The sequence below is a fragment of the Pedobacter sp. Leaf41 genome (genome assembly GCF_001422545.1).
Classification (GTDB): Bacteria; Bacteroidota; Bacteroidia; order Sphingobacteriales; family Sphingobacteriaceae; genus Pedobacter.
On sequence record NZ_LMLE01000001.1, the window covers coordinates 915,824 to 932,202 of the forward strand.

13 protein-coding genes are annotated in these 16,379 nt (G+C 40.3%); 11 read left to right on the forward strand and 2 right to left on the reverse strand.

Features of this window, described 5'->3' with window-relative positions; all coding sequences use genetic code 11:
* The first annotated feature begins 4 nt into the window (after positions 1-4).
* The 10 genes from ASE92_RS03885 to ASE92_RS03930 all read left to right on the forward strand — a co-directional run bounded on the left by ASE92_RS03885 (position 5) and on the right by ASE92_RS03930 (position 12,672).
* The gene (locus tag ASE92_RS03885) at positions 5-1,660 is read left to right on the forward strand and encodes a RagB/SusD family nutrient uptake outer membrane protein (RefSeq protein ID WP_056849274.1); all 1,656 of its coding nucleotides are present in this window, start codon (positions 5-7) and stop codon (positions 1,658-1,660) included.
* Positions 1,661-1,670: 10 nt separating this feature from the next.
* Entirely contained in the window at positions 1,671-2,198 is a 528-nt protein-coding gene (locus ASE92_RS03890) for a hypothetical protein (RefSeq protein ID WP_157255624.1), read from the forward strand.
* Positions 2,199-2,325: 127 nt separating this feature from the next.
* Positions 2,326-4,965 (forward strand): glycoside hydrolase family 2 TIM barrel-domain containing protein, encoded by a 2,640-nt coding sequence (locus ASE92_RS03895; RefSeq protein ID WP_056848756.1) that lies wholly within the window; start codon positions 2,326-2,328, stop codon positions 4,963-4,965.
* Between the two features lie 7 nt (positions 4,966-4,972).
* A complete protein-coding gene (locus ASE92_RS03900) occupies positions 4,973-7,435 on the forward strand; it encodes a glycoside hydrolase family 2 TIM barrel-domain containing protein (protein ID WP_056849275.1) in 2,463 nt (820 codons plus the stop codon).
* On the forward strand, positions 7,436-8,632 hold the full coding sequence (locus ASE92_RS03905; RefSeq protein ID WP_235527275.1) for an alginate lyase family protein: 1,197 nt from the start codon (positions 7,436-7,438) through the stop codon (positions 8,630-8,632). It begins immediately after the preceding gene.
* A gap of 1 nt (position 8,633) precedes the next feature.
* On the forward strand, positions 8,634-9,800 hold the full coding sequence (locus tag ASE92_RS03910; protein WP_056848757.1) for a glycoside hydrolase family 88 protein: 1,167 nt from the start codon (positions 8,634-8,636) through the stop codon (positions 9,798-9,800).
* A gap of 84 nt (positions 9,801-9,884) precedes the next feature.
* On the forward strand, positions 9,885-10,709 hold the full coding sequence (locus ASE92_RS03915) for an SDR family oxidoreductase (RefSeq protein WP_056848758.1): 825 nt from the start codon (positions 9,885-9,887) through the stop codon (positions 10,707-10,709).
* 9 nt (positions 10,710-10,718) lie between these two features.
* Positions 10,719-11,963: mannonate dehydratase (gene uxuA / locus ASE92_RS03920; RefSeq protein ID WP_235527276.1), on the forward strand; the 1,245-nt coding region annotated here is incomplete at its 3' end.
* Positions 11,964-12,027: 64 nt separating this feature from the next.
* A complete protein-coding gene (locus tag ASE92_RS03925; protein ID WP_056848759.1) occupies positions 12,028-12,351 on the forward strand; it encodes a mannonate dehydratase in 324 nt (107 codons plus the stop codon).
* Positions 12,352-12,435: 84 nt separating this feature from the next.
* Entirely contained in the window at positions 12,436-12,672 is a 237-nt protein-coding gene (locus ASE92_RS03930; protein ID WP_056848760.1) for a hypothetical protein, read from the forward strand.
* On the opposite strand, the gene ASE92_RS03935 is transcribed toward ASE92_RS03930, so the two are convergent.
* Positions 12,673-13,845 (reverse strand): DUF4185 domain-containing protein, encoded by a 1,173-nt coding sequence (locus ASE92_RS03935; protein ID WP_056848761.1) that lies wholly within the window; start codon positions 13,843-13,845, stop codon positions 12,673-12,675.
* Between the two features lie 161 nt (positions 13,846-14,006).
* Between ASE92_RS03935 and ASE92_RS03940 the strand changes: the two genes are divergently transcribed.
* Positions 14,007-15,092 carry a metallophosphoesterase gene (locus ASE92_RS03940; protein ID WP_056848762.1) on the forward strand — a complete coding sequence of 362 codons (1,086 nt, stop codon included), beginning with the start codon at positions 14,007-14,009 and terminating at the stop codon, positions 15,090-15,092.
* On the opposite strand, the gene ASE92_RS03945 is transcribed toward ASE92_RS03940, so the two are convergent.
* Entirely contained in the window at positions 15,093-16,235 is a 1,143-nt protein-coding gene (locus tag ASE92_RS03945) for a sensor histidine kinase KdpD (RefSeq protein WP_056848763.1), read from the reverse strand.
* Positions 16,236-16,379 lie beyond the last annotated feature (144 nt).

Below are 16,379 nucleotides of genomic sequence, written 5' to 3' on the forward strand. Positions count from 1 at the left end.
TGATATGAAAACAACATATAAAGTATTTTTTGCAGCCATATTAATTGTGTCGACATTTAATGCCTGTAATAAGCTGGATCGGTTACCAGAAACTGAATTGACTGATAATACATTCTGGAACACCGAAAGTGATTTAATGAATGCCGCAAACCGGATGTACCAGCAATTGGCCGGATACACCATAGATAACCGGGCAGATGACAATGTTAACCAAGGCGGCCTTAACCAGGTGAGCAACGGAAACCGCGGCGTACCGGGCACGAGTGATGACTGGCGGGTACCTTACCAGCATATTTTTACGGCCAATAATATTTTGGAAAAAGGCACAAAAGCACAGGTTAGTGATGCCATTAAAAACCGTTATTTTGCCGAAGCCAGGTTTTTCAGAGCTTATGCTTATTTTAACCTTGTTCAAAAATATGGCAATGTGCCCTTGATTTTGAAAACACTTGGCGTTGATGCGCCAGAATTATCAATGCCAAGTACAGAACGTTTACTGGTTGTACAGGCGATGTATGATGATTTGGATTTTGCAGCAACCTGGTTGCCAACACGGGCCGCATTACCGGCATTACAATATGGCCGGGTGACTAAAAGCGCTGCATGGGCATTAAAAGCCCGTATTGCCTTAAATGAAGGTACCCGTATGAAATTTTTCGGAATTGCCGATTATCAAAAGCACCTACAAATCGCAATTGATGCCTCTACACAGGTAATGGGTCAGGGTCACCGTCTTTTTGCCAGCTATCAGGGCATGTTTACCCACGATGGTGAAGGCGCAGCCAATACGGAAAATGTTTTTGTAAAATTATACGGAGGTACATCGGCTATCGGTTTGGTGCATAACACTTCCCGCGATTTGGAAAATGGTAGAATTGCACCGACAAGAAACCTGATCCGCATGTTTTTATACAGGGATGGCTTGCCTGCTTTTAATACCGATAATTCTCCATCGGCATCCAGATCCCCATTGTTTGTTAATGAAGCAGCAGAAACATCATATAACACGATTTTGGATAATCGTGATCCGCGAATTACAACGTTGGTGTTCAGAAGTGGAGAACAAGCTTACCAGCGCCCCTGGGTTCCAGGTACTTCCTTAGGCTCAAGATCAGCATTTGCCGCCAAAAAAGGGTTTAATGCTCAAGATTGGACTACCAATAATAATTCAACAGTGCACAAACCACTTATTCGCTACGCGGAAGTTTTATTAACCTACGCTGAAGCTAAATATGAGTTAAATGAAACCATTTCTGATGCTGATCTGGATTTGTCCATTAACCTGATCAGAACTAGGGCTGGGTTAAATGTGCGCTTAACAAATGCTTTCGTTGCAGCAAACGGACTTAGTATGCGTGAAGAAATCAGAAGAGAAAGAACAGTCGAGCTATCATTAGAAGGTTTTAGATACGGAGATTTAATCAGGTGGAAAACTGCAGAATCCGTGTTGCCAAAAGCTTTGCTCGGTGCCAAATACAATGCTGTTGAATGGGTAGGAACGCTTCCGGCAACCTTGGTTTTAAACGCCGATGGTGTGTTGGTAGTAGAAGCCGCCAACAACAGGGCATTTAACCCACTTAGAGATTATTTATATCCCGTTCCCTTACAGGAAATTAGTTTGAGTGGAAATAACATTAAGCAAAATCCAAACTGGAATTAAAAATATAATTATGAAATTATTACACATCAAGTTTTTGACAGCAATACTGTTTAGCAGTGCATTGTTTTCAAGTTGCGATAAATTAGAAACAGATCCTGTTGGCGTACCAGAATTAGAGAATTATTATTATGCAGGTTTTTTCTCTATCCCCTGGAACAATACCGCTACGGCATCTGTACTTAGAAACCAAACTGCACTGATCAAATTTCCGGTTAAGTTCCATTCTTCTTACCTGCGTGATTATGATCCTGCCGCACAATATGCACTAGTTACCACCGGAATTACCAACCCGGCCGTTGTAGGGCAAGATTTTGAAGTGGTTGATAGAAGCGGAAACAAAATTACTTCGCCTAACGGAGTTTATTCTTTGGTATTTCCAAAGGCCGAAACTAAGATTGACACGCTTTATTTTAAGGTACTGAATAATCAGGCGCCTGGTACACGAAGAATTGAAATTAATCTAGTTACCAACACCACACAACAATACACGGTTGGTACATTCACTCAGGCATTCAAGCGATTTATTGAAATCCGTTAGTGCTTTAAATAATTGAGAAGCTTATAATAATACCTCCCAAGCTGGTTTCGGCAGGGAGGTAAATTAAATTTAGCGCAGATAATTTACAAACCGTTCCCTTTCTATTGAAATCAATCCGATCCTGTTTATGCTAAAATTAAAATTTCTTTATTTACTTGCCCCACTGCTCCTTTTCGCTTCCTTTTCCTCTGCTCAAATGGGTGAAAGAAAACTAATAAGCCTGAATGATCAATGGCAATTTCGTAAAGGTGAAGGGCCAAATCAAAATATAAACATTCCCCATACCTGGAATGTACAAGATGTACTGGATGATGAGCCCGGTTATTACAGGGGATTGGTGATTTACACCAGAAATTTAAAATTTGATGAATCGGCGAAAGGGAAACAGATTTTTTTAATCTTCAATGGTGTTGGTCAGGAAGCAGAAGTATTGATCAATGGAAAATCAGCAGGTAAGCATATGGGTAGCTACAACAGATTTGTTGTACCCATTACAGATTTCTTAAATTTTAAAAACGATTTGTTGGAAGTACGGGTCACCAATCGCTTCAACGAAGATATTCCGCCCCTCACTGCCGATTTTACTTTTTTCGGAGGCATTTACAGGAATGTAAATTTGCTGATTACCGATGCGGTACATTTTTCGCAAAGCGAGAGTGGCAGTTCCGGCGTTCTCCTTAATACGCCACAGGTAAGTGCCAGTTATGCAACCGTTAAGGTAAATACTTATGTTAAAAATGACGCTGCAACAGATAAAAAGATAAAGGTTTTACAACAACTTTACGATGATGAGGGTACACTTATTACCAAAGAAGTAGTAGATGTCAATTTAAAAAAAGGCGAGAATAAATCTATTGTTCAAAACCTCAAACCCATTAAAAGCCCTCTTTTGTGGTCTCCAGAAAATCCATATCTCTACCGTTTGGTTTCCCAGATTTTAGATGCAAAAACAGAAAAGCCGATTGATCAGGTTTCTAACCCGGTTGGGTTTCGGTGGTTTAAATTTGATGCCAACGAAGGATTCTTTTTGAATGGTAAACCGCTTAAGTTGATTGGGGCAAGTCGTCATCAGGATTACGAAAACATGGGGAATGCTGTTCCCGACGCCCTTCAAATCAGGGATGTGGAGCTACTAAAAGAAATGGGCGGAAATTTTTTGCGGGTTGCCCATTATCCGCAAGACCCGGTCATCTTGGAGGCCTGCGACCGGCTTGGAATTCTCGCGTCTGTAGAAATTCCAGTAGTGAATACCATCACCGAATCAGCAGCCTTTACCAATAACTGCCTGGATATGCAGCGGGAAATGATCAGTCAGAATTTTAACCACCCCAGCGTAATCATCTGGGCTTATATGAACGAAATTCTATTGCGGCCAAAGTTCGCAGATGATAAGCCTCGGCAGCAAATCTATTTCGATCACATCAGGGAACTGGCCGAAAAGCTGGATAGTTTAACGCGTAAGCTCGATCCATCACGATATACGCTACTTGTAAATCACGGCGCCTGGGATCTTTACAATAAAGTTGGCCTTACCAAAATACCAATGATCGTCGGCTGGAACCTATATTCAGGATGGTACTCGGGTGTGCCTGCAGATTTTGCCAAATTTCTCGACCGTCATCATCAAGAGTTGCCAAACACGCCGTTTATGGTAACTGAATATGGAGCTGATGCTGATCCAAGAATCAGATCGACAGATCCGGTCAGGTTCGACAAAAGTGTGGAGTATGCTATAAAATTCCATCAGGTTTATCTCAATGCCATGTTAAGCAGACCCTTCGTGGCCGGGGGGATGGCCTGGAATCTGGCCGATTTTAATTCGGAAACCCGTGAAGAAACCATGCCGCATATCAACAATAAGGGTTTGTTAACCATTGGAAGAAAACCGAAAGATAGCTACTTTCTTTATCAGGCTTATCTTTCCAAAAAGCCATATTTAAAAATAACATCGGCTCATTGGAAAGACCGTACTGCCCTTGCTGATTCTGGCAAAGCAGTGAGCACGCAGAATGTACAAGTCGCCACGAATTTAAAATCAGCTGAATTATTTTTGAATGGAGTAAGCTTTGGAATCAAAGAAGCTGTAGATCATATCATAGATTGGAAAGTTCCATTTGTTAACGGCCTGAATCAGGTACGGGTTGTTTCAGGTAATCTGAGCGACCAGGCTGAAATCAATTTTCAATTGCAACCTTATTCTTTTACGGATAAAATTCCTTTTCAGCAGATGAATGTTCTGCTAGGTTCGAAAAGAATTTATCTTGATGATCAGGAACATCAGGTTTGGATACCAGATCGGCCTTATAGAAAAGGATCATGGGGTTATATCGGTGGAGAAGCTTTTAAAGGAACCAATAACAGAATAAGCTATGGCAGCGACAAAAATATTCTGGATACTAACGATGATCCGGTTTATCAGACCCAACAGGTTGGTATCAAAGAATTTAAGTTCGATGTGCCAGATGGGGAGTATGAACTTACAATCTACTTTGCAGAATTATTAGGAGGAGCGGTAAAAGAAGCTTTAGCTTACAACCTGGATAATAACCACAAAAAAGAAATTGAAGAATATAGAACTTTTGACGTGCTAATTAATGGCGATATGTTTATGCCCAGTGTAAATTTAGCAACCGATTATGGTTATGCTACTGCCGTTAAAAAGAAAACACGAATTTCAGTTCAAGGAAATAAGGGTATTACCATTAGTTTCAATGCCATCACGGGTAAAGCTGTTTTAAATGCTATTCAACTCAGAAAAATTTATTAATTATAAAATGTATAAGTACTTAAAATATTTAGTTATCGTTGCTTTACTTTTATGTAGTAACATTACTTGGGCGCAAAAGTCAGTTCGCCTAAACCAAAACTGGGAATTTCTGAAACAAGATTTGGGTGGAATCTGGGAAGCCGTTCGCCCCGTAGGGGTAGGGAATCCTGAATCTGTTCCACTTTGGCAAAAAGTGAACTTACCACATTGTGTTAATGCAACCGATGCGGTTGATCCGGATGTGAATTACTATCAGGGGCCGGCATGGTATCGTACGCAGCTCTTAGTAGCAAATCCATACAAAAATGGCAGAACCATTCTGCATTTTGAAGGCGCTGGACAAAAGACTGATATGTATATACACACTACCAAAGTCGCTTCACATGTAGGCGGTTATGATGAATGGACCGCTGATATTACCGATGCGGTTGCGGCTTTCAAAAAAAGTGAAGCCTATCAAAAGCAGTTTAAAGGGAAAATTCCGGTTTCTATTCGCACTGATAATTCCAGAGATCTGGAGATGATTCCATCCGATTTATCTGATTTTAATGTTTACGGTGGCATTTACCGCTACCTAAATCTGGTTTACACACCTGCACTTTACGTTGATAAAATGTTTGTCAAGGCAGAAACTGATGCACAGGGAAAAGTTGCAAAGCTGAATGTAAAAGGCAGATTTTATAATCCAACAGGCTTATCTGATGCAACCGTTCAACTGAAATTGTTAAATCCATTGGGTAAGGTTATCGCAAAACAAGTTAAGAAGTTAACTAGTCTGGATAGCGACCTCGATCTGTGGACTTTCCAGTTCAACAAACCTCAACTCTGGACTGTCGATAATCCCCTTCAATATACCCTAAGCTACGAAATCACTTCTTCTGCCGGAACTTATCAGGGTGAAGAGAAGGTAGGTTTCAGGCATATTAATTTTGTGGAAAAGGGGCCTTTTCACTTAAACGGAAAGCGCTTGTTATTACGTGGAACCCATCGCCATGAGGATCATGCTGGTGTAGCTGCGGCGATGACAGAGGATATGATTCGCACTGAAATGCAAATGATGAAGGACATGGGCGTTAATTTTATCCGTTTGGGCCACTACCAGCAATCTAAAATTGTGCTTAATCTCTGCGATAGTCTTGGCATTTTAGTTTGGGAAGAGATCCCTTGGTGCAGAGGCGGTTTGGGTGGTGATGTTTACAAGCAACAAGCCCGAACGATGTTGAAAAACATGATCGAACAGCACTACAATCATCCTTCTATAATAATCTGGGGTTTGGGAAATGAAAATGACTGGCCAGGCGATTTTCCGGAATTCGACAAGGAAAAGATTAGAACGTTTATGAAAGAACTTAACAACATCTCTCATGAAATGGACGCTTCCAGATATACCGCAATCAGAAGGTGCGACTTCTGTGCTGACATTGTAGATGTGTATTCGCCTTCTATCTGGGCGGGTTGGTATCGTGGTGTTTACACGGATTACAAAAAAGCATCTGAAGATGAATTTGCCAAAGTAAAACGCTTTTTACATGTAGAATGGGGCGGCGATAGTCATGCAGGGCGCCATTCGGAAAACCCGGATAAAGCGTTGAGCAAAATCAAAACCGGTGGCAAAGCTGATGAAAGGGCTGGCGATGCCTCTTTGTATGGGGGTGGTGCCAGAATTTCCAAGGATGGAGATTGGAGTGAATCGTACATCACTAACCTGATTGATTGGCATTTAAAAGAACAGGAAAATATGCCATGGCTTAGCGGTACTGCTTATTGGCCGTTCAAAGATTTTTCTACGCCTGTCCGTCCTGAAAACCCAGTTCCCTACATGAACCAAAAAGGGGTAGTGGAAAGAGATTTTACTAAAAAAGAATCTTACTATGTTTTTCAGTCTTACTGGATCCAGAAACCGATGGCGCATATTTATGGCCACAGTTGGCCTGTACGTTGGGGGGATGAGGGCGAAGAAAAAATGGTAAAAGTATATTCAAACTGTAATGAGGCCGAAATTTTCCTCAATGGCAAAAGTTTTGGAATCAAAAAACGCAATAGTCAGGATTTTCCTGCGGCCGGTTTGCGGTGGAACCTCCCTTTTATCAAAGGAGAAAATACAGTAAAAGTGATCGCGAAAAAGGGTAACGTTACGGTAACAGATGAGATTAAATTCAATTATCAGACAGAAAAATGGAGTAAACCTGCAAAGATGACTCTTACAAAAATTAGTCAGCAAGATGATGTGGCTACATTGGAAGTAAAGCTGTTTGATAGTAATAGTGTGCAATGTCTGGATGCCATGAACTGGATTAATTTCGGCCTAACCGGCGATGGCAAATTACTTGATAACCTGGGCACATCTTCAGGTGCTAGAAAAGTGCAGGCCTATAACGGAAGAGCAACGATAAAAGTTAAATTAAATAAAGGAAAAAGTATTGCTTCTGTCGTTTCAGATGGCATTCCTACAGTTTTTCAAGAATTATAAATGATGAACAAGATCTCTTTGATATTACTAGTCGCCGTTTCTTCTGTTATTGGAACGGCATTTTCTGGGGCTGATCAGCATTCGGAAAAGGGTGCTTCCGATCTGGCAAAACAAGCGGAACTGTTACTGAAAAAGCAAGTTTTAGCCGAGTCTGCCTGGGCATTAACTCAGGCCCCGATAACCATCACAGCTTCACCTTCTCCCCGAAGTGCTGGTGGGAAACATGATTTCTTTTCAGAAGCCGATTATTGGTGGCCTGATCCCAAAAATCCTGATGGACCATACATCAGTAAAGATGGTTTAACCAATCCGGATAACTTTGTGGAGCACCGCAAAGTGATGATCAGATTCAGCAAAATTATAGGCGCCTTGGCATCAGCTTATAAAATTACGGGCGATGAAAAATTTGTTAAACATGCCATTAAACACTTTCAAGCCTGGTTTATTGATAGCAATACGTTAATGAATCCAAACTTACTTTTTGCTCAGGCAGTGAAAGGAAGGTTTACTGGTCGCAATTATGGTATTATCGATACTATCCACCTAATGGAAGTGGCTCAGGGTGCTTTGGTGATGCAAAAAGCAAAATCTTTCAATAAGGCAACTTTGTCGGGTATCAAGAAATGGTTTTCAGATTATACCCTGTGGCTCAATACCTCTGTACCCGGAATCCAAGAAAAAACTGTAAAAAATAACCATGCTACATGTTGGGCCATGCAAGTGGCCTCGTTTGCAAAGTTATGTGGTGATGAAAGCATGCTCGACTCTTTGCGTGTGCGATACAAAACCATCCTGCTGCCCAATCAAATGGGGAACGACGGAAGTTTTCCATTAGAAATCGCCAGAACTAAAGCCTATGGCTATTCCATTTTTAACCTGGATGCCATGACGATGATTTGTCAGATTTTATCAACGCCTAAAGACAATCTTTTTAACTTTGAAACTGTTGATGGAAAATCAATTAAAAAAGGTATTGAATATCTTTATCCGTTTATTGTAGATAAAAGCAAATGGCCTTTAAAACCCGATGTAATGTACTGGGAAAATTGGCCGGTTGCACAGCCGTTTTTATTGGTTGGTGCGGTTCAGTACAATCAATCATCGTGGTATTCAGCATGGAAAAAATTAGATCACAAACCGCAGGTAGAAGAGGTCATTCGAAACCTGCCTATCCGCAATCCTTTAATTTGGTTATAGTATGAAAATTAAGATGATGTTTCTATGTGCTTTGTCATTCAATTTGGCAAACGCACAGAAAGTTAATGTGAAGCAGGCTTTTGCCTCGGCTGCAAAACAAACTGATATATTAATTAAAAATGTTGATTCGGCCCGCCTGATAAAACCAAACCTGGTTTCACCACGAACAGTGGAAAAAGGGCAATTCAAAATGGTGGTTTCAAGAGATTGGACAAGTGGATTTTTCCCTGCTGAATTATGGTATTTCTATCAGTATACGAAAGATAAAAAGTGGTTTAATCTGGCTAGAAAATATACGGAGGATATCAAAAAAGAGCAATATAATCGGGGAACACATGATCTAGGATTTATGATTTATGGTCCCTTTGGAAATGGGTACCGCTTAACTGGTGATACTGCCTATAAAGCGGTAATTATTCAGGCTGCAAAATCGCTTTCCACCCGTTTTAACAAAACTGCCGGAGTGCTAAAATCATGGGATCACAATGGCGACAAGTGGAAATATCCAGTAATTATCGACAACATGATGAATCTGGAACTGCTTTTTGAAGCCACGAAAATGACCGGTGATTCATCGTTTTACAAAATTGCTGTATCTCATGCGGATCATACCATTAAAAATCATTTCCGCCCCGATTTCAGTTCTTATCACGTAATTGATTATGATACACTCAAAAGCGGAAATATCCTTCAAAAGTTGACTGCACAAGGTTACGCCAATGAGTCTGCCTGGGCTCGTGGACAAGCCTGGGCACTATACGGATACACGCTTTGCTTTAGAGAAACCAAAAACAAAGCTTATCTGGCTCAAGCGGATGGAATCGCTGGTTTTATCCTCAATAGCAAAGTTACCCCAGCTGATGGCATTCCTTATTGGGATTACAATGATCCGAATATTCCAAATGTTTCCAGAGATGCTTCTGCGGCAGCCATCACAGCTTCTGCGCTGTACGAATTGGCGAAATACAGTGGAAATGCAAAAAAATATAAAGCTGCAGCAGATAAAATTCTATATTCGCTGAGTACAAAATATACCAGTAAAATTGGCGACAACTATGGTTTTATTTTGGAGCATAGCACCGGGCATCGACCAGCTAAATCAGAAATCGATGTGCCGATTAATTATGCTGACTATTATTATTTAGAGGCACTGCTTAGAAGTAAATAGGCTTGTCGTATTTCAACTAATTACATACATAAATATCCAATTTATCTGGTAAGAATGAGGCCAGTGAAAATAAACGAATAAAGAATGGCAGAAAATATCGAGCACCTGTTTTCGCTCAAAAATAAAGTTGTGGTGGTAACCGGGGCAACCGGGGTTTTGGGCGAAGCATTTATAAACGGAATTGCCTCCGCCGGGGCAAACATTGCAATCATCGGCAGAAATGAGGAAGTTGCCCGTTTAAGGGCAGAAACGGTTACAAATGCCGGTGGCAAAGCAATCTACATCCTTGCCGATGTACTTAATGAGCAAAACCTGATCGATGCGAACACAGAGATTATCAGCACCTTTGGTCGTATAGATGCACTGGTGAACGGTGCAGGCGGTAATATTGCAGAAGCCGTAGTCCAGCCCGGCAGCGATGTCTTTAATTTGAACATCTCAGCTTTGAAACAGGCCTTCGATCTGAATCTTTTTGGAACACTGGTACCCACGCAGATCTTTGGTAGAGAAATAGCGAAGAACGGCGGAAGCATCGTGAATATTTCATCTGTTTCGGCAACACAGGCGGTAACCAGGGTTTTGGGTTATTCACTGGCAAAATCATCGATAGACAGTTATACCAAATGGATGGCAGTAGAGCTGGCCAACCGATATGGCGACAAAGTAAGGATGAACGCCATTGTTCCGGGCTTTTTTATTACCAACCAGAACAGAGCACTTTTAACCAATGAAGATGGTTCGTTAACGGCAAGAGGTAATGCGATTCTTTCAAAAACACCTTTCAAAAGGTTTGGTGCGCCCGAGGAACTGATCGGGGCATTGATTTATCTTTTAAGTGATGCCTCAAAATTTGTAAATGGGGAGAATATCACCGTTGACGGTGGTTTTGGTGCTTTTTCGGGAGTTTAAATTATGGAAATGAAATATAAAAAACTGGAACAAACCTGGCGCTGGTATGGTCCGAACGACCCGGTGAGTYTGCAGGATGTTAAACAGGCCGGTGCAACCGGAATTGTAACTGCTTTGCACCACATTCCACACGGCGAGGTTTGGCCTTTGGAAGATATCAGGGAACGGCTGCAGGATGTTAAACAGGCCGGTGCAACCGGAATTGTAACTGCTTTGCACCACATTCCACACGGCGAGGTTTGGCCTTTGGAAGATATCAGGGAACGCAAAGCGATTATTGAAGCTGCAGGTTTAACSTGGTCGGTAGTGGAAAGTGTACCGGTTCACGAGGCGATCAAAACCCGTAGACATGATGCGGAACACTACCTGGAAAATTACCGGATTTCACTGCGCAACCTGTCTCAGTGCGGCATATCACCGGTTCACGAGGCGATCAAAACCCGTAGACATGATGCGGAACACTACCTGGAAAATTACCGGATTTCACTGCGCAACCTGTCTCAGTGCGGCATYAAAACGGTATGCTATAATTTTATGCCTGTTCTGGACTGGACACGTACCCAGCTCGATCTGSAAATGGCCGACGGATCAAAGGCCCTTTATTTCGACTGGATCGATCTGGCGATCTTTGATCTSCATATCCTGAAGAGAGAAAATGCGGAGGCTGATTACAATTCATCCATCCTCAAAAGAGCCAAYGAAAAGTTCGCYACGCTCAACGAGGCGGAACTGCAGGATCTGCGCATCAACGTACTGATGGGCATTCCCAACGAAAAAGAARTTGAGCTGGAAACCCTGAGGGCCAGCATAAACGAATACGCGGCAATCGGTACGCAGGGACTGAAAGAAAACCTGAAATTTTTTCTTAACGCCATTGCCGGAGTTTGTACCGAAGAAGGGATAAAGATGACGATCCATCCCGATGATCCGCCTTATCCAATTTTGGGTCTGCCACGGATAGCGAGTACGCTGGAAGATTTTGAATATATCATCAACGAGGTAAACCAGCCTTTTAACGGCGTGTGTTTTTGTACCGGATCTTTGGGTGCKGGAATGAAAAACGACACYCTGGCGATTTTTAATGCAGTTAAAGAGCGTGTTTATTTTGCGCACCTGCGTAATGTTAAAAAAGATGATGACGGCAGTTTTTACGAGGCCGACCATTTGGGCGGCGATGTAAACATGTTCGAGATAATGAAGGTATTAACGGAAGAAAACGCCAAAAGGGAATTCTCTCGGTTTCTCTGGAATGCANCTTTTAACGGCGTGTGCATCTTTTAACGGCGTGTGTTTTTGTACCGGATCTTTGGGTGCGGGAATGAAAAACGACACCCTGGCGATTTTTAACGCAGTTAAAGAGCGTGTTTATTTTGCGCACCTGCGTAATGTTAAAAAAGATGATGACGGCAGTTTTTACGAGGCCGACCATTTGGGCGGCGATGTAAACATGTTCGAGATAATGAAGGCATTAACGGAAGAAAACGCCAAAAGGGAACAACCGATTCCTTTCCGCCCGGATCACGGACACCAGATGCTGGATGATCTTGCAAAGCAGACCAACCCCGGTTATTCGGCCATTGGGCGTTTACGCGGMCTTGCAGAACTGAGAGGTTTGGAAGTAGGAGTAACCGGAAATTATTAATTTTTATAACAATACCTGCCGAGTAATAGGCGGGTATTGTTTTTTACAGTCAAGTTATGGCTTGAAATTTGAGCAACTCGCATTATGGAAAACAAATCTAATCCCGGTAAGAAAATTTTAACTCCTTCAGTTATTCATGATGATTTACCAGAAGTTAAAAAACCAGAACACCTGCGTAAAGTAGCATTGGAACATGACGATATGTTACCTGAAAATCCTGAAAGAAATTACCACCACGATGAGCTTTTCAAGTCATCAACATCTAGCCACGATGAGATAAAACATGCGGATGATGATGTTTGGAACGGGGAAGATGCTTAGCTATTTCATGCTGATATCAGCTTTCATAAGGTAAACATTATAGGGTTCCCACTGCGACATAGTGAAGTATAAATGATCGGTATTATTTTTTAACGGATAAATATAAGGACAGTATAATCCTTTAAATTGGTTAACATCGGCTAATATTTTTAGATTGCTCCAGGTTCCATTAATACTTTTGGCATCGCGATAAACCATAGCATGGAATTTACTTTTCGCCATTGGATCATAAGCTGAATCGTAGCTGTAAGCAATGATCCATCGCTTAAATTTCTGATGATATAGGAGGGAGGCCTCGCCAATGGGTCCGGGGATAATAACGGTCGCTTTACCTTCATCAGCTTTGAACCACTTTTTCGAATCACCATTCCAATATTCATATTGATCTAAATTCAGCATTTCTTTTTCCTTAATCCTGGCCAGATATCCAGGCCCACCACGACCGGCTAAGCTCCCTATCATATAAACAAAACCATCTTTCTTAGCATAACAGATCTGAGAAAACTTACTATTGCCATTAAAGGTTACTGCCACTTTTCTCGTCCAAGTTGTTCCATCATCTGTTGAGGTATATAACGAAGACAAGTTAGTAAGCCATCGGCCATTTTTACCGGCCCAATCATAAATGTTCATGTAATGCACATAATCTGTTTTACCTACTCGAATAGCTGCTGTTGGAATAGAGGTGTTGTATTTTTTAGGATTTGTCTTTCCACCAGCAATAATTTCTCGGGCACTTCCGTTTTCATCCAATACCATAGAATCAATTGTGATTCCATCCTCCAGATTATTGTCGCTTGAAAATGCCAGAACATTTGATCGCCAATTAGCACCATTGCCACCGCCTTTACCATCCTTTTCAGCAATAAATTCTCTTCCATGGGTATCACCGAAAAAGATCCCGACTTTTGAACCTTCCATTTGCCAAAAAATTCCCAGATCAGTTCCACCAACATCATAGTCCTTTGCAGTATTATTCGGACTGGGAAGTTGTTCACCTTTGAGTAGTGTTCCCGTTAATCGAGCGATTTTTTTGACATTACTCAATTGCAATTCAGGAGTTTTATTGTTTTGTGCCAAAGCACAAAGACTACTGAAAATAAGGACAGTAATGGCTAAACTAAAAGGTTTTAGTAGTTTTTGAAATTGATATGGTGTCATTTTGGTTTTCATTTGGTTAGCAGACTAATGTAAGTATATTAGCCAAAAAAGAAACCAATATAAATGATTTGTTACCGAACATTTCCTGCAAAAGTTACCGAGTTTTAAATATGGAGATTTCGAAACGTTTGTAGCTCTTTTTTGTTATTTTCATCTACATATTAATAGTTTCAATGCGAAAGTTTTTACAAAGATTATTAGGTAAATGGGTAATTAACCTCTCTAACAAGTTTGGTTCTCGACCTAATCAGATACGTATTCACGAAGCATTGACCAAACTTTATGACACTATTTTGGATGAGCCCGGCAAACGAGGATTGGTTTTCGATTTGCAACCGGACGATAAATTTATCATCTTTTCAGATCAGCATAAAGGCGCAAGAGACTATGCTGATGATTTCGCTCTGGCAGAGAAAAACTATTTAGCGGCGCTTGCTCATTATCATCAAGAAAATTTTCATTACATCAACCTGGGAGATAGTGAAGAATTATGGGAAAATTTAATGGAATCTGTGATTAAACACAATAAAGCTACTTTTGAGGCAGAGAAGGCATTTATACTCTCTGAATCGTTTACAAAAATATTCGGTAATCACGATTTGTATTGGGATAACGATCCACTTGCTGGCTTCAACCTAAATAGAATTTATGGAAAAAAGATCCCCATTTATGAAGGTGCTATTTTAAGAACGAATATAGCGGATAGAAAGTTAAATATTTTCCTTACTCATGGCCATCAGGGTGATTTACAAAGTGATGGAAATTGGTTTAGTAAGTGGTTTGTTAGTACAATTTGGGCACCTTTGCAATCGTTCTTACGAATTAATCCTAATACTCCAGCTTACGATAATCAGCTTAAAACCGAACATAACAGCATGATGTATAGCTGGCAAATAGAACAACAAAATACCTCGCTGATTACCGGGCATACGCATCAGCCTGTTTTTGCTTCGCTCACTCATTTGGAGCGAATTTATTTAAAGCTAAAAAGAGCAACCATAAGTAATAATCAACAAGAAATTGACTTATTAAATGCCGAATTGAAGAAAAGAATTCGGGAAGGGGATGAGGCACCAGAATTTAAACAGTACAAACCAGGCTATTTTAACAGTGGTTGTTGCTGTTTTAGTGATGGCGACATTACGGGTATTGAAATTGAAAATGGAGTAATACGTTTAATCAAGTGGTCATTTCTGAAAAAAGGAGCCCCAGAAAGAATTGCGCTTGAGGAAATGAGGTTGGCAGAATTGCTCGATTAATTATTTTATTGGTAGCTGAACAAAAAAAGTAGTGCCCTTATTTTTTCCTTCACTCTCTGCCCAAATTTTACCTTTATGCATATCTACAAACATTTTCACAGCTGTAAGACCCAAACCATTAGAATTTTCGCCATGAGTTGGTACCGCGCTTAGATCTGCAAATTTTATAAAAAGTCTTTCCAAATCAATATCATTTAAACCTACACCTTCATCTTTAACTGCTATCGTAATTAAATTTTCTTCTTGCTGATGCAACAATGTGATGCTTCTATTTTCAGGAGAAAATTTAATTGAATTATGTAAGATGTGATAAAAAAGCTTCGTTATCTTTTCATCGTCGCCAAAAATTTCTAAAGCCGAATTTATTTTAATATCAAAGTTTTGATTTTTTTTATTAGCCAGTGGCGCTAGTTTTTGGCTAACCGCATTTAAAACTTCTCGGAGATCAATTTTATTTTTTTGTGGTTTAAAGGAACCACTTACTTTTTTAGCCGAGCTTAAAATTTCGTTTAAACTACCGACCATTTTTTTTGATTGCAAGTTAATTTTTGAAGCAATCAAGCCTGCTTTTTCATCAATGTTTGGCATTCTACTCACCAATTCCGATTGCAGCGAAATAGTAGTCATCGGATTTTTTAAATCGTGAATGAGCACATGCAAGCGATCATCCTGAGCAGTTAGTGTTTGTCTGATGGCAATCCTGGTTTCTAATTTGTCAATAACTAGTTCTGCTAATTTTGATAACATTTCTTTTTGTTTTTCCGTTGGTTCTGCCGTGATGTTGCCAAACACATAAAGCGCTCCAATTATAAAATAATCAGGAGATTTGATGGGTACAGCTATATATTTATCAGGCTCATCACTTCTTGCGATATTATTCCTTGTTACCGACCCGTCTTTTAAGTATTCTGGAGATAGAAAACTATCATTCTTTGATAATTCAATTTTCTTTCCAACTTGCGATTTTATAAAAATATCATCGTTGGTTATAAAGCAAATTCCAGCATTTTCAACCTCGAAAATTGCAGCCGCCAACCAGCTTATATTATCGTAGGTGTTTTCCGCTGGTGAATTTAAAATTTCATAATATAAAAGTTTTTCTAATCGGCTGTCGCTATTAATTGGGGTAATGTTTTCAGGCATGATTGTGTTTTTAGAATGCTGATCCCGGCGAGAACAACAATAATGTTAAAGGTAAAGATTATCCTCAAAAGGATAAAAAAAGAAACAATTATATAGTAAATTTAGTTAATATACATATTGAAAATATTCGGATAAAGAATTCGA